This is a genomic window from Marinobacter salexigens (assembly GCF_002806945.1).
In the GTDB taxonomy this organism is placed as follows: domain Bacteria; phylum Pseudomonadota; class Gammaproteobacteria; order Pseudomonadales; family Oleiphilaceae; genus Marinobacter; species Marinobacter salexigens.
The window spans coordinates 1-23,992 of record NZ_NIHC01000008.1; the positions used below are offsets into that span (position 1 = coordinate 1).

General features: G+C 51.2%; 10 protein-coding genes and 2 pseudogenes. 6 read left to right on the top strand and 6 right to left on the bottom strand.

Translation table 11 applies throughout. The annotated features are described in order from the left end of the window. Positions 1-268: 268 nt before the first annotated feature. Together CDH47_RS14805 and CDH47_RS14815 are read left to right on the top strand one after the other, a co-directional pair. A complete protein-coding gene (locus tag CDH47_RS14805) occupies positions 269-1,195 on the top strand; it encodes an integrase domain-containing protein (RefSeq protein ID WP_100640752.1) in 927 nt (308 codons plus the stop codon). A gap of 981 nt (positions 1,196-2,176) precedes the next feature. Next, positions 2,177-2,998 (top strand): BREX system Lon protease-like protein BrxL, encoded by an 822-nt coding sequence (locus tag CDH47_RS14815; protein ID WP_205077600.1) that lies wholly within the window; start codon positions 2,177-2,179, stop codon positions 2,996-2,998. A 327-nt stretch (positions 2,999-3,325) separates the two neighbouring features. On the opposite strand, the gene CDH47_RS14820 is transcribed toward CDH47_RS14815, so the two are convergent. Next, positions 3,326-3,682 carry a hypothetical protein gene (locus CDH47_RS14820; protein ID WP_100640755.1) on the bottom strand — a complete coding sequence of 119 codons (357 nt, stop codon included), beginning with the start codon at positions 3,680-3,682 and terminating at the stop codon, positions 3,326-3,328. A gap of 388 nt (positions 3,683-4,070) precedes the next feature. Continuing rightward, positions 4,071-5,158, bottom strand: a pseudogene (locus tag CDH47_RS14825) (IS3 family transposase). Between the two features lie 860 nt (positions 5,159-6,018). Between CDH47_RS14825 and CDH47_RS14830 the strand changes: the two are divergent. Further along, the gene (locus CDH47_RS14830) at positions 6,019-7,836 is read left to right on the top strand and encodes a hypothetical protein (RefSeq protein WP_100640757.1); all 1,818 of its coding nucleotides are present in this window, start codon (positions 6,019-6,021) and stop codon (positions 7,834-7,836) included. Next, positions 7,824-17,882: a hypothetical protein gene (locus CDH47_RS14835; RefSeq protein ID WP_100640759.1), complete on the top strand. Its 10,059-nt coding sequence runs from the start codon at positions 7,824-7,826 to the stop codon at positions 17,880-17,882. Before CDH47_RS14830 ends, CDH47_RS14835 begins: the two co-directional genes overlap by 13 nt. Before the next feature lie 1,024 nt (positions 17,883-18,906). Here CDH47_RS14835 and tnpC read toward each other — a convergent pair. The 4 genes and pseudogenes from tnpC to CDH47_RS17820 all read right to left on the bottom strand — a co-directional run. Then, on the bottom strand, positions 18,907-20,451 hold the full coding sequence (gene tnpC / locus CDH47_RS14845) for an IS66 family transposase (protein WP_100640763.1): 1,545 nt from the start codon (positions 20,449-20,451) through the stop codon (positions 18,907-18,909). A gap of 75 nt (positions 20,452-20,526) precedes the next feature. Next, positions 20,527-20,862, bottom strand: a complete 336-nt coding sequence (gene tnpB, locus CDH47_RS14850) for an IS66 family insertion sequence element accessory protein TnpB (protein ID WP_100640765.1) — start codon at positions 20,860-20,862, stop codon at positions 20,527-20,529. After that, on the bottom strand, positions 20,859-21,236 hold the full coding sequence (gene tnpA, locus CDH47_RS14855) for an IS66-like element accessory protein TnpA (RefSeq protein WP_100640768.1): 378 nt from the start codon (positions 21,234-21,236) through the stop codon (positions 20,859-20,861). Before tnpA ends, tnpB begins: the two co-directional genes overlap by 4 nt. Before the next feature lie 579 nt (positions 21,237-21,815). Beyond that, a pseudogene (locus CDH47_RS17820) lies at positions 21,816-21,970 on the bottom strand (transposase domain-containing protein); the annotation flags it as partial. A 165-nt stretch (positions 21,971-22,135) separates the two neighbouring features. Between CDH47_RS17820 and CDH47_RS14870 the strand changes: the two are divergent. Beyond that, positions 22,136-22,489 carry a WCX domain-containing protein gene (locus tag CDH47_RS14870; protein WP_239985825.1) on the top strand — a complete coding sequence of 118 codons (354 nt, stop codon included), beginning with the start codon at positions 22,136-22,138 and terminating at the stop codon, positions 22,487-22,489. Between the two features lie 221 nt (positions 22,490-22,710). After that, positions 22,711-23,946, top strand: a complete 1,236-nt coding sequence (locus CDH47_RS14875) for an aromatic amino acid transporter (RefSeq protein ID WP_100640772.1) — start codon at positions 22,711-22,713, stop codon at positions 23,944-23,946. The last annotated feature ends 46 nt before the right edge of the window (positions 23,947-23,992 follow it).

The following is a 23,992-nucleotide window of genomic DNA, read 5'->3' on the forward strand; positions in this document are numbered from 1 at the left end:
ACATGCCCCCGGCCATCGATAAAAGCGGGGGACAGTAGCTGGTTCTGTGGCCTGACGGCCACTCGGAGGTGGGTCAAAATTAATGGCCAGTAGTGGGTCACTTTAATTGGCCACTAACAACTTACCTCGCCACAGCACTCGATCCCGCAATGGAAAGCTCTTATTGCCAGAATTCCGGCCTGACGCCCCGGCACTGAAAGCGTCTTCTCTCGGAGGGTTTGCGTGCACCTGAAGCACAGCGCATCACTTAACAACCAGGGAAACAGTTATGAGAGGAAATAATCTTGGTTTAAAAACTCGAGACATGGCCAAAGCCGGGTGCTTTGCCATGAATCGGGAGGTGGCCGACGGCAATGCCAGTTTTTCGACGGCAGCCACTGTTGCGGATCGATTCAATCTTTTTGCTCAGTTCGCTAAAGGCAGGGGGCTGAGAAAACTTGAGGAAATTACAGTTAATCTTGTCACTGATTATGGCCAGACGCTGGCTCGCCAGGTTGAGGGAGGTGATCTGTCTGCAGCTTATGCCCAGAACCTTGTATCCGCGGTGAATACCGTTATGCAAGCGGCCACAAGAGGTAATTGGAAATCTGTGAGTCCGACCAAGACGTGCAAAATACCTCAGCGGTGCCACGTGCGTGAAAACACCCCTGCATCGATAGACCGCGGTCTGGTCGACAAGGCAATGGCGGCCATGAGTGAACGAGGACGCGCGATCACGAGTCTGGCCCGAGACCTTGGTTTGCGATCTAAAGAAAGCAGCCTGATCGACGCAAAAGCCGCTTTTATGGAAGCGAAGAAAAGTGAAAAAGTCACGATCGTTCACGGCACCAAGGGTGGTCGAAAACGGGAAGTGCCGATCAATAACGAACAACAGTTGGCGTCACTGGAGCATGCCTCTCACATTCAAGGTGAGGCTCGCTCTCTAGTGCCAGAAAATCAAACTTGGTCCCAGTTTTGTGAGGGAGACTTGAGAGATATTCGGGAGATTCTCCAGGCCCACGGGATGACGGGGTTACACGACCTTCGAGCTGGGTACGCATGCGATCGCTACGAGAATATTACCGGTGAACTACCGCCGCTTAGTGGCGGCAAGGCATCGAAAGCGGTCGACATGGCTGCACGAAAAGTGATTGCAGTCGAACTGGGACACGGTAGAACTGACGTTATGAGTTCCTATATTGGAGGAAGGCCATGAATCAAGAACTGTTTTATAAGCTGCACCGCCATGCCCGTCGAGGAGGGAAAGTTGCCCGGAAACGACAGCTCCAGCGTGTAGACCGGTTCATTAAGTGGTGCGGCAGGGCGCCAGAACAAATTGGCCGAAGGCAGATCCATGAGTTTTATAGGGCTCATGATTTCGCACCGACGACGGCCAGAGATTATGACAGCGCTATCCGACTTTTATGGGGAGTTATGGGAAGAGCCGGCGAGCCACCCCGACCACCACAAACACATGAGTAGTTCTTTGTCAGTTTGGAAGTGACCGGCTTGCAGATCGCGATTCATGAGGAAAATAGAAGCTGCTTCCTCAATTGCGACACAGGGGCAAAATGGTAAATTTCAAACTGACTATTCCTCTCTCTGTGACACTCGCTCTGGTCATTTTTAAGACCGCTTGCACTACTACCTACGAACCTCCCATGGTTGCCGGCAAGCTGATCTGAACATCAGACGGAGAAGGCTCTCGTCCGACATGGACTCTTGCGCCGGCTGCAATAAAGGATTCAGCAGACCAGGCTGTCCGTGTGGTTAGAATGAGTAACCGGCACAGCACGCAAACGGGCGCGCAAGATGCTGCCATGGTTGATGCTCGCGGCCGGGTTGCTATTTATTGTAGCCAGCCAGGTTAAAGCCAAGGTCGAGCGGACTGAATGCGGAGCTAATTCGCAGAGTGGGGTTCAAGACCCAATGCAGGAGCTGAACTGGATTACGCACCTGCTTTCTGTTCACGCAGCTATGCCCATGAATTCGCTCAATGTTGGAAGGTCCGATGAGATGGAGGATATGGGCCGGCTAGATGAGGACGAATGATGAATAGAGGTTTTCTTCTCATGACAGTCAGTCTTCTATTTATGGCATCTGACTTGGCCCGTGCAAACGATATACCGATCCTGAAGACCGCTGAGCGTCCATTGTGGACCATACAAACGCAAATTTGGGAACCTGGTGGTAGGCGATGGTGTTTGTGGGAATCGGGCAGGGAGGCTCGATCGCGCAGGCAAAGACCCGGGCACGAAGTGATGCCCAAGAACAGTTGCGATTGGCAGTCGGCGGTGTGGTGATTACTAGTCAGAAGCTTGTGGAATCGTCACAAACAGATAAAGATGGCATCCAGATAATGAAAGGTTACATGGCCTCGGGATCGTTTGCCCGTGGTCGGGAACAGATGGAGGCCAGTGCTTCCATGGTGTTTATCGGCAACATCAACCAGTCCGTTGAATCGCTGGTGAAAACCAGCCATCTACTGGCACCGTTCCCAGCTGCGATGGTTGATGCTGCCTTCTTTGATCGTTTTCACGCCGATATCCCTGGTTGGGAAATCCCCAAGATGCTGCCGGAGTTTTTTACCAACCGCTATGGGCTGATCGTAGATTACCTGGCCGAATTCTATCGGGAGATGCGCAAGCGCAGCTTTGCGGATGCGATAGACAAGCATTTCAAACTTGGCAGTGATCTGAGCCAGCGTGATGTGATTGCGGTACGCAAGACAGTCTCAGGCCTGCTCAAGCTGCTGTACCCACACGGAGAGTTTGATAAAGAAGCTGTGCGCCAGTGTTTGGAATATGCGCTGGAGGTTCGTCGCCGTGTAAAGAAGCAGCTGAAGAAGATCGGCGGCATGGAATTCTACGATGTGCATTTAAGCTACATAGACAATGAAAGCCTGGAAGAGCATTTCGTGACGGTGAAAGAGCAGGGCGGTGGCAAACTGATACCTGAAGGGCCAGGCAAACCCGGTGTGGTTCACTTGGTTAGTGTTAGCGCGAAAGATGCACTGTAATGAACTGCAGGTAAACTTCAACACAGGTGGCAAGCGTGTGGCATATCCTATTACCTGTGCGGCAGAGATACCGACTGAGCCTGGCGAATTATTGACCAAGTTTCAGACGAGTGTCCTCGGTCAATTTTTTCGACTACCGTGATTTTTTGAAGGATAGTCCTAATTTCTCAGTCGGGCTTATTCATTCAGCTGGCTGCCGGTTAGTACAATGTTTATTTGTCTAATTTTCTTTGTATGGATTTTCTTACGTAGAGTGCTGTGTTAACCGGTGTCGGGATACCCGGCGTGGAGGGAACCGTTGCCGGAACCCCCCGTTTCCGGTAATTGCTAGTTTTGAGGAACTTGATAAATTATTGTTTCTGTAGTCCAGCGACCATCAATTCCGCGACCATTCCGCTGTACCAAATGGCCAGCATTTTCGAGTTGTTTATACATTCGTTGTCGTTTTTCCCTGCCAATTCCAAATTTTTGTTGGATTTGGCTGGCTCGAACCTCCCAATCCTCCGGCAGAGAGAGGAGAAATGCGAGTAAACCGATTGTGTCGAGTGGTAATTCCGAATCTCTCAAGATGGAATTTGGGATCGACGCGTAACTGTCAGTTAACTTTTCTTTCTTGATCGCCATTGCTGCTGTACCTAAAGTTTGGATTTGTAAATAGGGCAGCTCCCCTGGCTCTAGTGCCAAAGATGCTCCCGATGCACAGCGACCAATTTACTCAGTTACAAGCGGTTCGACTGACAGAACGCACGCGCAAAAATGGCTGCGTGTTGCGTGACAAAAATAAGGAAAAATGTATTCGAATGAGGAGAAAAACGACTTTGGGTCGATAGGATGGGTTGGTGGTAATGCCACACAGTACACTGGGTTGATCGACTAGGTACGATCGAGATGACCATTCGATGCAGTTTTGATCTCCTGATAGCGAGAGTACAAACACCACCCGGTAAGGATCGCCCCGCCAAGGACCCCGACAGCCATAGCGGTTAGGGCTCCAGTTTCTATACTCATATGCAGCCTCCGGGATCATTGAACGGTAATCCTCCCCTTTTTTAGCGGGGTGCAGAAGTAGAGTTCAGGCCACCATGGCCAGTTTCTGTTGAGGGGTAATCTCTCCGAGTCCCATATTGGGTCGTTCGTTATTGTAATGCCAGAGCCAACGAGTGGCGTAATTTTGTACCTCCTCTGTGCTCTCCAACAAGTGCTGAGCCAGCCAGTCATATCGAACAGTACGGTTGTAGCGTTCGACGTAGGTATTCTGTTGTGGCTTGCCAGGTTGTATAAAGGCCAGGTGAATGCCTTGGCTTTCAGCCCAGGCTAGTAGCTTGCCACAGACGTATTCTGGCCCGTTGCCACAGCGAATTGAGCGGGGCTTTCCACGCCACTCAATGATGTTATCCAGCGTTCGGATCACGCGTTCTGAAGGCAACAAGAAGTCGACCTCGATACCGAGCCCCTCGCGGTTGTAGTCGTCGATCACATTAAACAGCCTATAACTGCGTCCATCATTCAGCTGGTCGTGCATAAAGTCCATTGACCAACTGTCATTGATGGTTTCCGGCACAGCCAGCGGCTGTGGCTTCTCGCGGACAAGGCGCTTCTTCGGCTTGATGCGCAGATTCAGCTCCAATTCCCGATAGATCCGGTAAACCCGCTTATGGTTCCAGCTAAAGCGCTTCACGTTACGCAAATACAGAAAGCACAGGCCAAAGCTCCAGTTCCGGTGATTGTCGGTTAATCGAACCAAACAATCTGCAACCTCAGCGTTCTCATAGCTGAGTTTGGCCTGTTAGCGATAGCAGGTCTCGCTGATGCTGAACATCCCGCAGGACAGGCGAATGCTAATACTCTTATCTATAACGGCTTTCTGCGCCATCTCACGGCGTCGAGACGGCTTCACCACTTTTTTTCGATGGCTTCCTTCAGAATGTCCGCCTTCAGTCGCTCTTCGACGTACATTTTTTTGAGCCGACGGTTCTCGTCCTCCAGCTCCTTCAGGCGGGCCATCATCGACGCATCCATACCACCGAACTTAGAGCGCCATTTGTAGAAGCTCGCACTGCTCATTCCGTGCTCGCAGCAAAGCTCCGGAATGGGTACGCCATTTTCAGCTTGCTTCAGGATCGACAAGATTTGGCTGTCCGAAAAACGTGATTTTTTCATGCAGAATCTCCCTGCGTGTAGCTTACGGAAAATTCTACTTCTGATCACCGCTCTTTATCGGGGGGATTACCCAGAAGAACGTGAATTAAAGAACAGCTTTGTGCTCCTTACGATGTCGCTTGCGCGTCGCTAGCGACAACCAAACACATTAAAGTGTAAAGGAAAGACCGCGTAAATTGCCCTTTTTCCATTCCAGAGGCATCAGGTCCAGTGCAGTTGCAAAAGCTACAAAAGCTTCCCAATCATGCATGATGAATCTCCTTTCATAGCATAATTGTATTGCATCTGAAAAATAAGCAAGTCTTGCCTGTCCATGATTAACAAAATTTGTTCAAGGCTCGTCACAGTGCCATCTTATTTTCTGCCAGCCACCAAACTTGGAAGATTTACGATTGGACACATGAAAAAAACAGGACTATGTTCAGAAAAGAAAGCAAGCAGAGATACCACTGATCAAGGTATTTAAACAATTCCTATCGTCGCCCAGTGATAGTGGAAGAATTCCTGCCGAAGTAGATTTCAGATCCTTTTTTTTGATACTGATGTACTGAAATCAATGTCTTAAAGTTAGGTTTCGAGGCGCCTTGCTTGCGTCCGTCCGAGAAAATAGAAGTCAACCTACGAATATATAATATATGAAATGAAGTATTAGAATCTTGAAGATCTGGAGCCATGTGAGCATCAGGTCAATATTAATTTAGAATCAACCAAAAATTCATAGATATTGTGAAAAAAACAGGATTTTATGGATTTTCGATTGAAAGATACAAGAAATATAAGCTAGTAGAATCCCCATTAGGGACTACCTCTCTGGGATAAAGGAACGTAATAGAAATATCGTATGCTTTAGGTACAAGTGTATGCGAAATGAAAATGAACTTAGAGATCAAAATCTGCAATGTAATCAAGTGGGTTATCAAGACATCCAAAACATCAATTTCGGAGGGACTTGCCTTCATAATATGGTGTCGAATGCTCTAAGAGGGCATGTGCTTTGTCGGTTAGGTCGCGCACTGGGTTTGGTTTTTTGGTTTTTTTTCTTGTTGGCACTGACGGGATGCTACAGCAATAGCCGACTTGTTCGCTCAGAGGTCGTGATCGACGGTTTGGTCGGCACTACGGTAGACGCCGATGTCTTCAACTCCTCAAATGATAGTGGCGTTGGAGTTGATTTCGGTTCGGTGAGGGTCTTTGCAGGGGCTGAGCTGGGTTCGCGTCGGTTCTGGCCTACTCCTATGGGAGAACATTACGACAAAAAAGAAAATGGGATTTCCGAATGTTTTGGCAGGCCTGATATCAGCATAAAAGAACTCTCCACAGGCCTCTATCAAATCAAGGCACGCTTCCGGGCGCCAGGCGCTATTGCCCATTCAATGACTCAGAAAGCTCAAACCGAGGGGTGGCTCGCAGCATGCGAATGTCCTGAGGAAGTGGGCGCAACCTGTTTCGAGAATTATGTAATTCGCGAAATAGAGAAAAGGCTAACGAAAGACATCGGATCCAGTCTGGGCGGCTCGACAAAGGCAAACATTCCGCTCTCTGACCGCCTTCAGATGAAACGCCGCCTCGGGACACTGGTACAAACTCGCCGACGGATTCTAACTGGTGAACTTGGTGTATATCAGCGAAAGCGCGACACAGATGTCATACCCCATAATATTGAGCGTCTCGATCCTGGGAAGAGAATCTGTTTTCAAAGCTATAGTTTCAACCGCGGCCCTGAAGTCAAAGATCGAGGTGCACCAGCTGGGCGAAGGGTTAGTGCTCTAGTGCCTGGTGCTTTGTCATGCATGAATTGGCTCGGCCTAATTCGCCCTGCTACCGGATTAGATGGCCGCCACGACCTAGTAGCCGGGCTCGACCCAGTTACGCTGCTGGGAGAAGGCTGGGCTGAGCCAGACGAAGGGTATTTCCGGCCTGTTGACGATAACAGAAGTCCTGGCGAGGTTGATTATTGGGCACCACTTGATCGGATTACAGACAATTCGAAGTCAAGTTTTCCTTTTGCGCTTCTTTTTACCTCAAACTATAAACAGACTCTTCTGCTCCAAGACGACCGTGACTTGAGGTATCCCAGCGGTATGGACTCGTCAATTCGACGCAGTAACATATTGCTATTATTCAAGAATGCTGCACTAAGAGATTTTGTGCAGCAGCACTATGCTTTTGAATCAGACACTGTCTCGAGCCAAAACCGACTCCAACAACCACGCGGTTGTATCAAGAAAGGAACGGCGCATAAGCACTTCCATAACTGCGTCACAACACTCGTCGAAGTATGGTTGGAGCTTCAGAAGCAAGCTCCTGATGCGTTTGAAGGGGCTGAGGAAGATTATTTTCATGACCTTGTCATGCCGTCTAACATCCGCCCCTTTACTCAAATTCCAGTTTATCTCAACGGCGAGCTCCGCTGGATCCGCACTGGTACCTCTCTTCTAAGTGTCCTTGATGAAAAGTTCAGGCTTTCAGAAAACGTTATGAGAGCCCGCGCTGCCGAGAGCGGAGTGGCGACTCCTCCTCATAATGAGGCTGCCCTCGTAAAGCGTGCGCTTGCGAAGGTGTCGCTTAAGCGTCGTCGGGCGGGCACCTTGGTCCGAATTAAATTGGACAGGTTGACGTCTCTTGACGGACTAGCCCTTCCTCTAGTTCCGGGAGATGAATTGTCATGGTGGCACTAACTCGGTTTGGCTCTTCGCGTGGTTTTATTCTGGAAACCACTTCCCTTGACCCGAATCTCTTGACGCTTTACGTACCTTCGGCGGATCCGGATGTGGATCGGATTCCAAACCTAAGAGCGGCATTGCAGGAGTCGGCCAACTTTCATGATCAAAGTTTTTTTCTTCAGTTGGTCAAGATAGGCAAAGACAGCGGAAGGCTTGAAGGTGAAATAAATGCTGCTATTGCCCATGTGCAGGGTGACAGTGGGAAGTATGCCTTTTTGTTGTGGAACCACAATGATGGCCGTCCCGCGCTTTGGCTAAGGAGAGATGCGGAGTGGAAGCAGACTGCGGGCACAACTATTCTGCGCCATTTGGCAACTTCCGAGATCACAACCTATCGGGACAGTCTCATCACGGTCGGAGAGTTACCGGAGCCAAGTCTTGTTTTTAAAGGCGTGGAAATATTGCTGGCGGGCAGACATTTGGTCTACCACGCGAAGGAGAGAGACTTTGCGACTATTGATTTCTTCCTTGATCTGCGCCGCGGCGTGTTTCGCTTTGAAGGCTTTGCCGAAGTTGATCTGTTTGCAGACCGGGTTATTTCCCAAGCCTTTTTTTGTGGCGATTATGTGGAAGGTAACCCTTACTCTCGCCCATTTGGGCTGCGGTCCCGTCGCGACCTAGTTCAGATTTTCGATCAGGATAAGATCGGCGCACTGTATGGGGCGGCGGCGGGCCTTGGCTTCCTTGTGCGAGGTGAGTGGGACGTTTTTCCATATGACAAGATTTCGTGGGACCTGCGTCGTTCCAGCCGAGAGATTCAGAAACGCTCCAAGATTGAACTGATAGAACCAGTAGGAACCGAAAAGTCCCATATTGATTTGCCAGTTAATCAGCACGATACACTTGGGAACAGTATCTGTCTGCAGGTAGGTAAACCTGGCCAATCCCTGCGCTTTGTCAGAGCGCCTCAGCAACTCTTTCACGATCGTGGGAACCTGGACGTGGGTGCTCCTTCGTGGGGGGTGGCTGGCAGCGGTAGTGTGATTATGCTCGAGGGCGAGTTCCCGATTTCGCCTCTAAGTGGGGGGGGCCGGGAAACTGTTCGTACTCAGGCACGGCGCCTAAAACTTGGAGTTTCGAATACTGAGGTCGTCAGTGTCGAAGAGAGAGGCGTACCGGTAGCAGCGCTTCATTTCATCGGTGAGGCCACAGATAAAGGCTCTGCCTCAATCGCTTCTGCGAACGAGCAGCCCGCCTTTATGCGGCGTTCGATTCTCCATTTCAGCAAAGAACTTGAGCTCGAACCCGAAGAAGTCGAGGATTTTAAGACGGGAGAACTGCTCAGTGCATCAGTTCCGACCATTTGGGCGCATATTGTGCCAGTTTCCCCAGACGGAAGGTTAATTGGCCAAGGGCAGGCAGCTACCGAACAAGGGTGGCGTGTTTCTTCACAAGCCGACGAGATGGCCCAATTCGGTCCTGACCAAAATCTTTCGATAGCCAATGCCTCCAAGACGCTCGACTATCAACTGGATGATGAGCCGGACGCTGCGCTTGCGGCACGTAAAGTGTTGTTTGTAAGCGGCGCGGACGCAAGTGCAAGATCGGGTGGTTCATTCAAAAATGGCTCACCTGCCCCAAGAATCGAAGACCCTGTGGTGTTGCTGAATGAAACGCTCTCCCGCTACCGCCTACAGCAGAGAACCAAAGACAAACAGCGGATCACGGAAATACGGGGCGCCCAAGGCGTCGCTGTCACACCTCAAGGGTTTGAGCTAGATAGGCAGTCCGGTAAAGAAGTGGTGTCGCTCGCCAAGAGCGTAAATGTCAAAAATGAAGAAAAGAAATTTTCGCTGAAGTTCAGGGACTCTGGTTTCAGAAGCCTGATGCGCCAGAACCAATTCTTCCTGGTAGTACCTGCGAAATATGCTGATATATCAACTGGGATGGATGGATCCGAGTTATTTGATCTGGACCAAGAGATTCAAATTTCCGATTGGGGCTTCTCGCTTGATCTAGCGAGCGATCCCGGGGGAGTTTCGGCCCTCAGTTCCAATGCATCGAGGGATCCAATCTTGGTTGCGAAGTACAAAAAGGGGACCCTTCGTAACCTCCTGAACGACGAGGAAACATGGGATAACTATAGCCAGGAGAGTCGATTCCCTTCTGACAAATTGGCATCTACGAAAGCAACTATCAGGAACTGGATTGCCGAGGTTGACGAGAGCGCACCCTCGATTGGCATTAACGATACTCAAGGAAAGGTTGATTATTATCGATACATTCGTCGCATTCTTGATGCACCCGACTGGGTCGGCACTTTACTGATCTATCCGCAAGTTGATCTGGACAATATGCCTGAGGGTCTGGCAGGTCTTGCATCAGGGATGAAATTGGACCGCTTCCGCGCACACCATGTCGGCTTCAACCAAAATAAGATCACGCAGGTAAAGGGTCTCCCCTCAATGAGGCCCAGCAGTTTCTTTGGGCTTGTCTCTTACTCTGACGATAGTTCGCTGGAACAAAACTTTTCCTTCAAGGTGCCTGAATTGAAGGTGTTGTTTGGCAACTCGGAAGTGAAGGGATTTGATTGCCTTCTCAAGGTAAAGCTCGCCGAGTGGTTCGGGGAAGAGTCGACCTTTAATAATGGCGGAGCGGTGCCCAAAGGTTTGCAAACAACCGGTAATAAAGCTCAAACCCTTTGGATCAGGGGACGCTACGAATCTCTGATTACGAATGGCCAAAAGATCAACACGTACAGCTTTATTCATGATCGCCCAATCTACCTTATCGATCGCCCGGATGAGGACTATGAAAACAATGACGGGAGGTTTTTCCAGGAACTGACCATCAGCAAACTGGAATTCAAAACACATAAGGTCGAAGACCAAAGCGGAGGGAAGCGCAAAGTTTCGAGTAAGATCGTTATTGACGCAGATGCCAAATTCAAGAAGCTATCCCTGGCCGGCATCTCGGATATCCTAAATTTCGAATCGATCGAAATGAACGGCTTATCACTGGACTTTGACGGGCTGTTCGAAAAAAGCAAAGACGGTACATGGTCGGGCGGTATTCTTGCGTGGCCCAAGGATTTGAACTTTGATGCGATTGCCATTGACGCAAACTTTCCAAAGCTTCGAAAAAACGGTCTGCTTGCTAATTTCCCCCTCAAATTCGAAAGATTTCATCTCTTCAAAGGCTTGAGTCTTCCCGAAGTTGGTTATTCGAACTTTGGCAATGACAAACAAGGCAAGATCAATTTCGGTCTTCAATTCAGGCTAGATCTTGGGAGCCTGGGCCGCCTGATAGGTTTTGACTCGTCTCTCGTGGCCGATTTGATGGTGGGATGGAAGTCCGGGGATGATCCTGGTTTTGCCGTGGGTTTGCGCTTTCCTGACAATGGGGGACGCCGCCTTGATATGTCGATTGGCCCGGTCAAGTTCACCGCAGGCTATTTCGATATGTTTGAGGGAGATGAAGGCAGCAGTCGTTTCATTGCTCTCACCGATTTCAGGATGGACATCAATGGCTTCAAACTTCCACCCGAAGGTGTAACGTCCGGGATCTTGCTGACCCCGGCAACAGGCCAAAATTCTGAGGAGCTGAATCAACAATCTAATGAAGGAGCGAACCGGTCATATTTAGAATCGATGGGGTGGCTTGCAGGTTTTACGGCTGAGAAAGTCGCCTTTTTCGAGAAATTTGGCCTGTTTGTTTCACAAAATTTCAGGTACACGGGTTTAAAGCAAACAGCCAAAGATGTGTACAAAGATGTTGAGGAAATCATCAAACTCAAGCTGGGGGAAAGAAAAGAAGGTGAGAGCGATTCGGAGTATCGAAAGAGGATAAAGGCAGAAGTAAGAGAATACCGAGGTAATATCAATACTCGTCTCAGATACGACACCAATTCTGAATGGTTCATAGGTGCTGGGGCGGAGTTCCCCGACAAGTTTATAACAGCCCATGCAGTATACAACCCACCGAAGCTCTATGGCGGTGAGGCCAGCGTCAAAGACCTGGCCAGCCTGTCGGTTATGTATCAGCAAACAACACCTCGTTTGGGCGTCTACACCGCCACGTTAAAGTTTGCCGAGGAGATCAGGCGCTTTTCTGTGGGGGCCGTCACCATCCAGCTCCCGTGGGTGGTGATGAAGATGGATACCGATGGCGGCTATCTAGTCAATGTAGGTCTTAATCTTGATGACCTCACCGATTATTCGAATGCTGGCGCGGCGGAGTTCGGGGTTTTCACCGGCAGCGCCGGTGTAGCCTATGGAAAGATCAGTGGTTCGGCCCTTCGAGATGTGCCTTTGCTTCGAAAGACAAAGAGTGGGGCCAAGACAGCACTGCCTGTCTATACGCCTGTCACGCGGCTTACCCTCTCGGGCAAGTTCGGAATTGGCCGTAGCCTTGACGAATGGCCCATGTTCCACGGCGGTGCGCATGTCAGTGTTTATGGCATTCTTTCGGGTACCTGGGGCAAGTTCAACACGATTGAATTGAAAGGACGAGTTGACGAAAAGAAGATAGAGGAGATAAGCCGCGCTTTACGTCCGCACTACCATAAGTACTGGGCCGAGCTTGGAATCTTGGCCGAAATCTGGGGAGTTATCGACTTTAGCGTCACTCGCTTTGGCGTCAACGCGCGGGCGCTGATCGCCTATGGTGTGGTTTTCGAGACGCTCAGAGGCACCACCGCTTATGCACGAGCATTGATTCAGGTATCAATTCGCTGGGTTTTATTTCGGATCAAGGTTTTCGGTAGGAAGATCGAGGTGGCCATCCGTCTGAAGTTCGAACGGGAATTCCGAAAAACCTACGTTCTCGCGCGTCCGAAGTCCGATATATCCTATGATGAATATTTCGTCACTACTGGTGGCGCCCAGGGACTGCGTGCGCTCAACGCCACTGAGGCCGAAGATTTGGGCTCTGTGGACTCGGTGACCTTCGACCCTGACCAGAGCCCTCCGGATAGCCCCCAAAAAACAGTTGAAGTCCTACCGCAGTTCGATTACGTCCGGAATGATACGGGCAATATCGTCGCAGTGCCGGTTTTGAATTTGCTCTATGGTGAGCCACCGGAATCAGATGACCCGGACACTGGATCCTTCAAGAACCTACTTGAGTTCATCGTCGACTGGTCGTTCAATTCTCTGAAAATCAACGAACTGTTGTCGGATGGCAGCGATCAATTTCAATCGGGAAAAATCAGCAAAGCCAAGGTCAAAGCCTGCGCCGAAGCGGTAGCGGCTCTCAGGATGCCAGGTGACCGTGGTGAATGGTCGGCCAGCAATGCCAAGGCACATCTTACTACCGCCTTCCGCTTTGACTACCTCAATCCGGAAACCTTGCCCGAAGAATTTGAAGAAGAGCCACGCGGTGCAACGGTCTTCTTTACACCCCAAGAAATGAAGGCGTTCCGTATCGCAGAAAATGATGTGGAGACCCCGATCCCGTCCTTCGCAAATCGATCAGTGCCGAGCACGTTTGTCGAAGACCTAGACAAACTTTTTGACTTTCGCCGTATTCAGGTTCGAGAGGGCGACGAATTCCCTGGCACTAACAGCGTGCGCGAGGGAGCAACAAGTCTTTTAGAGGATTATCTGTTTGAAGAATATCTCGAGAGCATTTTGAAGGCCGCTTGGGCGATTCTGAGCGAGAAACTGCCGGGCCTTGAAATGCCCGATGGCATAACCCTCCCTGAGCTGAAACGCAAAATGCTCAGTTTGGCATCAGGTGTTTCCATGCGGGTAAACCAGCAGTTCTTCTCTGGCAACAGAGTTCCAGAGTACGCGATGGATCTTCCCGAAGGCAAAGAGCTTACCGACCCGGACCAGTCGACCAAGGCGCTTCCATCGGCACGGCTCATCGAAATTGGAATTGATCCGGATGCTTTGCCTAAAGCACTTGTGCTGACTTTTGACCAGTCACGAATCGTTTTCAAAACGGACGAGGACGCCGCAGGCCAAATCCGGGATTTACTCAAACAACCAGTCGACTTTGGCAAAATAGAACCTGGGCGTAAGCTTCCTTTTGTCAAGGGGCCGAAGGAGGCATTACCGCTTACTGAAAAAGTCTCGATTGAAGGCAAGGGCATCAATTTACATATATTGCCGGATGTTCTGAAAACAAAAACGAATTATTTTCTGGACAGATATCAACCAAAGGAGCGCGATAAAGGGATGCCCAGAGAATCCCTTCCCTTCAAGCAGGTAGTATTAATCAAAATCCCGCTTCTGCCGGTGGATGGGGCCCAAGACCTTTATCAAATCGACCGCATGCCAGAGGACAGTCGGCGGGCGTTGGGCCTCATACATAAGGCCCAGGGGGCAGAAGAGGTGGACTTTGGCAACCCGGACATGGGCTATACGTTCCTGAGGAATGTCGGCGACAACAATGACGCCTTTGATGAGATCAACTGTAATATGGAGCAGTCTTTCATCTTAAGGACAAACCTTTCTACAGATCCCAACCCAACCGATATCCCCACCCCACGCCTTTTTGAGCAGTCCGAACCCGACATTATGGTTCGTAAGTTTTTTAGTCAGAGAGAGCGTCAAAAGGCCCTTTCCATTCTTGCGGATGCCGCTGAAACAAACAGCGGCGGCTATATGTTGCGCCTCAAAGGGTTTGAAGAGTCGGAAAAGCAGGAAATCACGATGATGATCGTGTTGCCGGAGTTACGGGAAACCAGTCCACTGCCGCTTTATGTCCAGGCGATCAATGCAGGAGTGACGGTTTCTGCGGAGGCACCATTGATGCTTCGTGAGGTTGGTGAGAAGGTCGTGGCTCTCGGAGCTCCCGGTGTCCTGGAACTGGAGGTTAAGAGGCCCAACCCTGAAAATCGATTCAAATCACTCAATCTACCTGGACTTCGCGTGTCACGTGCAGAAGCTTTGCGCGAGCGCCTTGAGTCCGTTGGTGTTATGAAGGTCGCAAACAATTCAGCCGTCTTTGAGCAATTTCAGTATAGCAACGCGGCTGAGCGACTCCTGGAGGCTGCTGGTGGTAAGGAGGTGAATCTCTCGGCGCGCTACAACCTCTTGGCGGTATCCATAGAGGGAAACGAGTTCTATGAGGGCCGTCCGGCAGAACTCGACCTGCCAGTGACGCCCGTGGTCGATGAGGTCGATTCCGATAAATGGGCCTATTCCTGGTCGGTTTCGGCCGCGCGGCTCGTTAAGCCGAACCAAGCACAAAGTCGCGATCTCGTTCGCGACCCCGACCATCATTTCGTGTATGGCGCGATTGGCACCAAAATGAAAGTGAAAACCCAGTTTCGCGACATCATGGGCTACAACGCCCCTGGCGGTGAACAAACAGCGGATTTAATACCGCTTTACTATGATCCGCTCCTTGCTCCCGGTGCTTTGGCGGGCATGACGTCCTCCCATGACGTTGCGAACAAAAAGCTGGTTTATTCGCTTACCTTTGATGGTTCGCAATTAGTTTCACTAGCAGATCAGGGGGGACTGAGCCTGTCAGCCGAGGAGGCGAGGCAGAATTTGAAAAACCGGGCGGCTGACATTATGCGCTGTATGCAGCAAATGCGCGATACGGGCACCCATTATGACTTGTTTTGCACCCTCGGCTTCACAGGCGGAGAGAACAAACGTCTTTCTGCTTCTGACCGGAAGAGAGTCTACAGCTTCCTCAAGAGGTGTTATCAGGCGGTGCGCGACGGGGCGACAAACTTTACCGATCGTGTAGAACTGGAATTCTCTCTGTCCGGGAAACCACCAGCAGAAGGTTTTGCACTGTATCGTACCGAACTCGTTATCTCTCGAAACGCGAATGAAGTACATGACGGCTTGCAGGGCGATGACAACACTGCAAACCTCAAAAAAAGTGAGGTCTTGGAAAAACGTATTGAATTACCGCTTACTGATGAGCCCGATACGCATGATAAGGTTGGGCGTTCGAAGGAAGAGCGATTGGCAGAGGCAGTCACTGCCTTCACCTCCCGCGGGGGACGCCCAAAGATTGTTGCTGCCCACACTGAGGATGCGCGTGGCAGGACCCTTATCTATATCCTTGACGCCAAGATTCTTGAGTTGACTCCGAGCCGGGCCGCAGCCGCGGAGCCTGCGGCCTATGCAGCATTCGAGCCGTTGGCAACCCAAACAAGGTCCGAGGCAGAGGCAGATTTCTGGGACTGGTTGGAGAAAAAGCGCGGGCCTAAAGCCAACGAAATTTTTGGAAAGGTCACCATCAGCAACTTTGATATGGATACGGCATTTCGAGGGCTACTGAACGAGATTGATTTCTACAATGCTCCAGATCAGTGCGCCGTCCTCCTGCGAAATAACGAATCAGTCATGGCTGGGTTGGTAGAAGATTTGGCAAGAGCCAGAGCCCAATTGGCAGACAGTTTAGCGAAGCGCCATGAACCCATTTACCAGGACGATGAAGATGCGGCCGAAATTCATGCGGCGAAAAAGGTACTTGAAGATAACCTTTCGAACAGCCTTAAGAGGCGAATAAGCCGATTTTATGGCCTAGACACTATTCTGGTCGTTCCTCTAGCTTATGAAAGGTTACCGAAAGGTGCGGAAAATAGCTTCTGTCTCTATGGCAGTGTTAAGCATTCGGCCCAGGAGGGCAACTTCCTACCAGCTGCCATCCGTCGCAGCGGTACAAACGGACACTTGTGCATTCAGTTTGATGTAGCGAATGCAGGAGCGTCCCGTTCTGTCAATAGCTCACTCTCCTTCAACATTGAATATGTGCGGGTAAATTTAGGGGAGGGTGATGTAGGGTCGATTGACCCTGATGATACGCGTTGGCTCAAGCTATTCACGCCCACACGGATTCCTTTAGCCCAGGACAAGCCAGCCAATATTCCAGTTCTGTTCAAGAGCCTGGTGATCCCCCCTAGCGTATCAGTTTTGGATTCGTCGGAGCTGGAGGGCGACTCAGCCAAGAGCCTGAAGACCTGGTCACTGGTCATCGACGTTGAGCGTAAAGACCAAGTGGCTCAGGACGATACCTATCTCGATGTCGACTATAACACCCGCCCGGACGAGATAAAGGCTGCCCTGAATACGAAACGGCGCAGTGCCCTGTCCGTCCTCTATGAGTTCAGTGAGCTTTCGGGTAAACGAAATTCAGAATCTGGTGGCGTTGAAGTGGATGACGGCCTTTGGATTGAGGCCCTAGCGTATTGGGCCAAGACACTTGCCGAACTGTTGGTGCCATTAAAAGTTTCCCCAGCTTCCCAATTAGAAAACCCCGCAGAGGTGCACCAGAGTTATTTGCTTAGCACCAAAAACGACAAGCCTGATGTTGCCGATCGTAAGTCGACCACCTTACTGATGAAGAAGGGAGAATGGAAGAGGGGCCGCTTGGACTTCAAGTTGGAACGGATCAACCTGAACAAGGGCATCGATAACGATGCTAGGTCAGATAACAGAGGCGGTGGACTTGCCAGAGTAATCAGCGAATATGATCCTGAAATGCGGTATCAGGGCAACAGGATCACGATTCGCGGTCTCAGCTTGATGCTGCTAGAAAACGCTTGGCCCCGTGTGTGGGTGAAGCGCAATCAAAATCTAGGTGAATCGTACGGGTTGAAGACCAATAAGAAATTTACCTACAGTAGCAGTGAAGTCCGCACGAGCGACCGCTACACGCCGAGTATTCTGGTCGAAGAACCTGTGTCAATCAGCGGTTCGACATTGGGAGATGCTCTTTTAAAGTTTATGAAGGAGCGACTCTTTGATGATTTGATTAGACAAGATTTGCGTGAAGATTCGAAGCTTTGGCCGACCATGGACCTTTTGTGGTCTTACGAGTCCGGTGTGTTGGATGCGTTGAAGGTAAAACACCCTGAATTAGGCCTCTTCAAGCCTGAACCAATTGCACGGTCGACAGCGATTCAGACTGGCGGGAACCTTAAACCGATCGCAGATGCAGTCGACGCGAGTGTTAACGCCTGGCTCCAAAAAAACCCGCAAGCGGCAAATCGTGGGCGTATTGAACTTCGCATGACCATATTCTCGCGCTTACTAAAAACGGAGAAGCAACTGTTGCGTATCGAGAAAATTCAATTCTCTCTGTAGTCCCAGGAACGGAGCGGGATTTTGAATTGTCTTGATGAAGCTAGGGGAGATACTTCTTTGATTTGGTTGGCGGTGAGATTCGTCAACTCGTTTCAGGTCGTAATATCGTACTTAGCCGCGTTGAACAATAAATTAGGACATTAAAATAATTCACCTGAAGGATGATTAAATCGTGTCAATTAAATTTGAGATTACTAGTCGAGAGAACGGTTTGGCATTCGGTTATTTGACTTGGCTTGAGAAAGGCCTAAGATCTGGCGCTGTTAGTGGTCCATACGGGAAAAGAGAATTGCCCCACTATCTGTACCATGCTCCCAGGAGCGGACTGGTTGATAAGCTCTCTTCTAATTCAGCTTATTGTGATTCCCTTAATAAATGTTGGTTCCAGTACTTAGACCCCCAATTCTCCTCGGATCGGACGGACTTAGGCATTCATCCAGATGGCAATAAGTCTGGAACTTTGGGCTGTATCGGGATAGTCGATGCAGACACTTCTGCATGGTACAACGCCTTTAAGGCTTTAGGGACGGAAGAGCATACTGTGGTGGAGGTGATCGATAACACTTAGTTGGCTCGCTCTAAGGCCTATTTATTACTCCTCCACAAATAATGGGATCAGATTATTTTTCCAGATGAGAGAGTGTCGGACCCTTGCACTAGGGAGTTAGGGGCGACGGTTGGCTCTGGGATGAGGCGAGAACGCAAATACAACAGCTAAAGCATGCCGCTTATCAGCTTAGATTGTTCGGACATCTTAGCTAGGTTGATCGCTCAAGACAGCTGACTCCTCAGCTCATCAAATTCAGGGCTCGCTATACCTCTTCAATTGTAAAGTCTGGGCTGTAGATGGCGGTCATTCGTCCATGCTGAGGGTTCCTTTTAATCTCGTACTGCTTTGACCATTACGATCGTTGTAAAAGTCTCTACTCAAAGCTTCGTTTATGGTGGCAATATCACCGCCCAGGCTGGTGTCCAAAACTATTGAATCACTACATTCTGATTGAGAAGTGTAAGCGGCCGGTGATCACACCTTGTCAGGTATAGCTGGCTTCCAGTTATGGGGCAATAACTCGTCGATAGCGTTGTTCTTCTGTGTCGGCAGGCGGGTCAGCACATCTTTGAGGTAGGCATAGGGATCATGCCCGTTCAGCTTGGCTGACTGGATCAGAGTCATGACCGCAGCAGCACGCTGACCGCTCCGTAGTGAGCCCGCGAACAGCCAGTTGCTGCGCCCCAGCGCCCAGGGTCGGATCTGGTTTTCCACCCAGTTGTTGTCGATGGGCACAGCACCATCGTCCAGGTAGCGCGTCAGCGCTGCCCACCGTTTGAGGCTGTAATCCAGGGCTTTGGCTGTGCCGGAGCCATCCGGCACTTTCTGTCGGTGGACCAGCATCCACTGATGTAGCGCATCAGCAATGGGCCTGGCTTTGACTTCCCGGATTTCCTGCCGTTTGTCCGGCGGCAGGTCTTTGCTTTCTCGCTCGATCTCGTAGAGTCCGCCGATGTATTCCAGTGCTTTCGCAGCCAGTTCGCTCTTGTTGGCTTCGTGCAGGTCATAGAACTTGCGCCGGGCGTGGGCCATGCATCCGATTTCGGTGATGCCGTTGCCGAACCCGGCTTTGTAGCCGGCATAATCGTCACAGACCAGCTTGCCCTGCCAGTCACCCAGGAAGGTGCGGGCGTGTTCGCCTGCACGGCTGGGGGCGAAGTCATAAACAGTGGCTTTCAGGTCCGAGAACGGTGTGGTGCAGTAGGCCCAGACATAGGCCTTGTGGGTTTTCTTCTTGCCCGGGGCCAGCATGCTGACCGGGGTTTCATCGGCGTGCAGAACGCCGTGTTCCAGTAAGGTATTTCTCAACGCATCCGCCAAGGGCTGCAACTGCACACCGCAAGCACCGACCCATTCGGTGAGCGTGGAACGTGGGATTTCGAGGCCAGCGCGACCGAAGATGCGTTCCTGACGGTACAGTGGTAGATGATCCGCGTATTTGGCCACCAGCACTTGAGCCAGCAGGCCGGCAGTGGGAATGCCCTTATCGATCACCTGCGGTGGTACCGGTGCCTGGATCAGGGTTTCGCATTTGTCGCAGGCCCATTTGCCCCGGATATGGCGCTCCACCGTGAACTCGCCTGGTACGTAGTCGAGCTTCTCGCTGATGTCCTCACCAATACGCTTGAGCTGGCAGCCACACTGGCATTGGGTATTGTCAGGTTCGTGGTGGATCAGGGTGCGGGGCAGTTCCGGTGGTAGCGGGGTGCGCTTGGGCTTTTGCTTTGGCCGGGCAGCTTTCTGCTCCTCGGTCATCACCTGTTCAAGCTCGGCTTCGATGGCCGCCAGGTCGCTGTCGATCAGCTCGTCCAGCAGTTTTCCCTGGACTGCGTCCAGTTGCTCACTGCGACGGGCGTACTTGTGACGTTTGAGGATGGCTACTTCGTGAGTCAGCTTCTCGATGACCGCATCACGGTGCACCAGAGCGCGCTCTTTGTTCTCGACTCGATCGAACAGTTCCGTGGCAAGAGCACGGAGCTGTTCGGCAGAGAGTTGGTCGAGATCGGGGCGCTGAGTCATGTCGCCCAGTATGCCAAGTCCCTGTGCGGCAAGCGATTCGCGGTTCTGGCTATAGCGGCACCATGGCACTTGTGGTTACAGGATGGAGATGACCCCTTCCGCGCCAATGCGCTGCCAGGGCAGGCCCTGAACCAAAGCGGATAACTGTTCTTCAGTCAGTCGCAGCTGGTCACCGCGCCAGGTTTCGCCCCAGTGGAACTTGCCCCGGTTCAGCCGGCGGGCACAGAGCCAGATACCGAGGCCATCGTGGATTAGCACTTTCATCCGGTTGCCCCGTTTGTTGGCAAACAGGTAGGCGCAATGGGGTCTGGCCGAACCAAACACCTGGATGACTCGCGCCAGCGCCTTGTCCGGCCCCGCCCGCATATCCAGCGGCTCAGTGGCCAGCCAGATCTCATCGATGCGGATCATCCCAGCAGGTCCCGCAGTAACACTGCACACTGATGGGCCTGCTCCACCGGCCACTCAACCACCACCGCGCCACCGGCGCGGGGAATCTCGATGCGGATGGTGCTACGCTTATTCAAAGCTGATTGGTTGCCAGATGCAGAAGATGCTGGTGGCAAGTTGACCGGCACGAACCCCGATGTTTTCGAGGGTACTTTATCCGCTCGGTGCGCCTCACTGATCCAGCGCCGAACCATGTTGGCGTTGAGGCCATTATCCAGAGAGATTCGAGAGACGGATGCGCCAGGCTCTTGGCACTGGGCAACAATCTCGGCTTTGAATTCCCGGGAAAACCGGCGACGTTTTTGGTAGGGCTTGGTTACGCTTAATTCGTTCATGTTAAGTGTCCACTATAAAATAAGTGGACACTATCCTGACGGCGGCAGCGCTTGGCTCAAGATGGGATTACCGGCCGCTTACTGAGAAGTTACTGAAGTAACGGTTTTATAGAACTGGCACAGACAACACGACTGGGCAAAACTGCTTGCGTTATGCGCCCAAAATTTTCTGAAACGGTAACAGAGAGAATGGAGATGGCTTTATCGATCCTAACGACTAAGTGGTTGGAAAGTAGCCCAAAAAATGAAAATCCAACTTATTGATTGGAAAGGGTTTTGCAACGCCTGAATGAGCGCAAGCTGTTTGTGAGGAAAAGTCTTTAAGTATCTGTAATTAATCAAAAATATGGATTCGAAAAGCTCGTCCTGCAACTCCGCGTACGCCGGTTCGATTCCGACCCGCGCCTCCATTATTTCCCCATTGTTTTCAGTCGCTTAGCTTTTCGGTGTTAGAACCGGCGTATCGATGGCGACAAAATGGCGACATCGATTTCACTTTTACTCCGTATCCCTCGGTGATTTTAACGTCGATTTTTATCGCCCGGGTGGGTAACTCGTCCAGGGGTAAGTGTCCGGGCATTACACCTTGTCAGGTATAACCGGCTTCCAGTTGTGGAACAGTAGCTCATTGATAGCGCTTTTGTTTTGCGTCGGCAACCGTGTCAGCACATCCTTTAGGTAGGCATACGGATCGTGCCGTTGAGTTTCGCAGACTGGATTAATGTCATCACCGCCCAGCGTTTGAGGTGATGGTATCCAGGTTTCCCAAATCGATTACCACCACTGAGCTTGCCCAGCGACTGGAAGAGCATGGCTTTTCTGTGACCATTCGCTCGTAAAGCGGGATCTTGAAAAGCTAAGCACTGGCTTTTGAGTTGGCCAAGGCGTATCTCGCCCCCATGTTGCCACCTAGGGCAGAATGCCCGGATGACTTCGCCCTGGACTTGTACATCCACTCGGGCGCCATGGGCATTCTGGAATCCGACAAACCTGTTTTCCTGAAGTTACGCTGTGACAAACCTACGTTGAATCATTTGCTTGAATCGCCTCTCGGTTTTGATCAGATGGTTGAGGATACCGGGGAAAATACGTTTGAACTGTCCGTGACTGTAGGTGATACCAAAGATATGCGATGGTGGCTAACCGCCCAAGCTCTCCATTGCGATATTCTGGAGCCAAAGTGGCTTCGCAGTGAAATCGAAAGCACCCTGAAAAAGGGGCTGGAGCGTGTTGGTCGTCATAGTACAGGGTAGTTAAAGAGGCTGTATGCCTGGGACAGAGTAGGCTGTCCTTCTGGCAGTCAATCACGACGGTGATTCTGACTCTACCGGGGCGATTGTTTTATCTGTTTGCGGGCTTCTTCTTGATTAAAACGCACCAGGTATCCGTTTATGCCCGTAGTTTCGGCAAATTCTAAGCGGTATCATGCGGCCGCTGTTAAATCCAAAAGCTGATACGCGACGAGGGAGGCCCATTGACCGAGCGCGCAGAATCCAGATCCAGGCCTTCCCTGATTGGTGGGGCGAGTATTATTGCCAGTGTTTGTGTTGGTGCCGGTATGCTGGGCTTGCCCAGTTCCGGTGCGGGTGCCTGGACGATCTGGTCCAGCCTGGCACTGGTGCTCACCATGGTCGTGATGACACTGTCCGGCTGGATGCTGCTGGAAGCCTTCAAGCACTTCGGTTTGCGGGCATCGTTCAATACCGTTACCAAATCTCTGCTCGGCTCCCGGGTGAACGCATTCAGTAATCTGACGGTGTACTTTGTTGGCGGCATTCTCCTGTATGCCTACATCACGTCGTCTGGCCTGATCCTGCAGAGCATGACCGGGATCGACAGTAAGCTGGCTTCGGTTGTTTTTGTCCTGTTGTCCTCTCTCGTAGTGTGGCACTCAACCCGTGCAGTGGACCGACTTTCGGTGGTACTCATCACATTCATGCTGGTGAGTTTTGTGCTCGGCGTCTCTGGGCTAGCGGTAAGAATTGACCCGGCCATTCTGTTTGATTCCGCAAATGCCGACGGCCAATATGCGCCCTATGCGATGGCGATGTTGCCAGTGGCGCTGACGTCTTTCGGCTATCATCATTCGGTGGCATCAATGCGCGCCTATTATGGTGAGGAGAGTAGGGCGCAGAAAGCCATTCTGGGCGGTACACTGGTGGCTTTGATGTTCTACCTGGTGTGGCTGATCAGCATATTTGGCAATCTGCCGAGAGCGGATTTCGGCCCGGTGGTCGCCCAGGGCGGTGACGTGGATGTTCTGCTCGCCACCCTTGGTTTTGCCATCAATTCCGAGCGGGTGGCGACCACCATTAGCGCTTTCTCAACGGCTGCCATTTTGTCGTCTTTTGTCGGCGTTGGTCTGGGCACCTTTGATTACATGGCCGACCTGCTGGGCTTCGATAATGATCGCAAAGGGCGCTCCAAAACCTGGGCAATTACTTTTATTCCGCCATTGCTGCTGTCATTGTTTTTTCCATTTGGCTTCGTTCTTGCCATTGGCTATGCCGGTGCGGCTGCGGCGGTCTGGGCCTGTATTGTTCCGGCGCTGCTGGCCCGAAAGTCCCGAACACTGAAGGGTGGGCGTCATGGCTTTATGGCCCCGGGCGGCCAGTTGGGCATTGCGCTGGTTCTGATGTTTGGCGGGCTGACCATCCTTTTCCATTTCATGGGGCTGGCGGGTTGGTTGCCGGAACCTGTGTTGCTCTGAGACGCGACATTAGGCCATGCTCGTTACCCTTAGTATCAACCGGAGA

Coding starts and splice junctions, on each gene's coding strand:
- CDH47_RS14805 (WP_100640752.1), top strand. CDS start 269: ATGAGAGGAAATAATCTTGGTTTAAAAACTCGAGACATGGCCAAAGCC.
- CDH47_RS14815 (WP_205077600.1), top strand. CDS start 2,177: ATGGTGTTTGTGGGAATCGGGCAGGGAGGCTCGATCGCGCAGGCAAAG.
- CDH47_RS14830 (WP_100640757.1), top strand. CDS start 6,019: ATGCGAAATGAAAATGAACTTAGAGATCAAAATCTGCAATGTAATCAA.
- CDH47_RS14835 (WP_100640759.1), top strand. CDS start 7,824: ATGGTGGCACTAACTCGGTTTGGCTCTTCGCGTGGTTTTATTCTGGAA.
- tnpC (WP_100640763.1), bottom strand. CDS start 20,451: ATGACTCAGCGCCCCGATCTCGACCAACTCTCTGCCGAACAGCTCCGT.
- tnpB (WP_100640765.1), bottom strand. CDS start 20,862: ATGATCCGCATCGATGAGATCTGGCTGGCCACTGAGCCGCTGGATATG.
- tnpA (WP_100640768.1), bottom strand. CDS start 21,236: ATGAACGAATTAAGCGTAACCAAGCCCTACCAAAAACGTCGCCGGTTT.
- CDH47_RS14870 (WP_239985825.1), top strand. CDS start 22,136: ATGTTGCCACCTAGGGCAGAATGCCCGGATGACTTCGCCCTGGACTTG.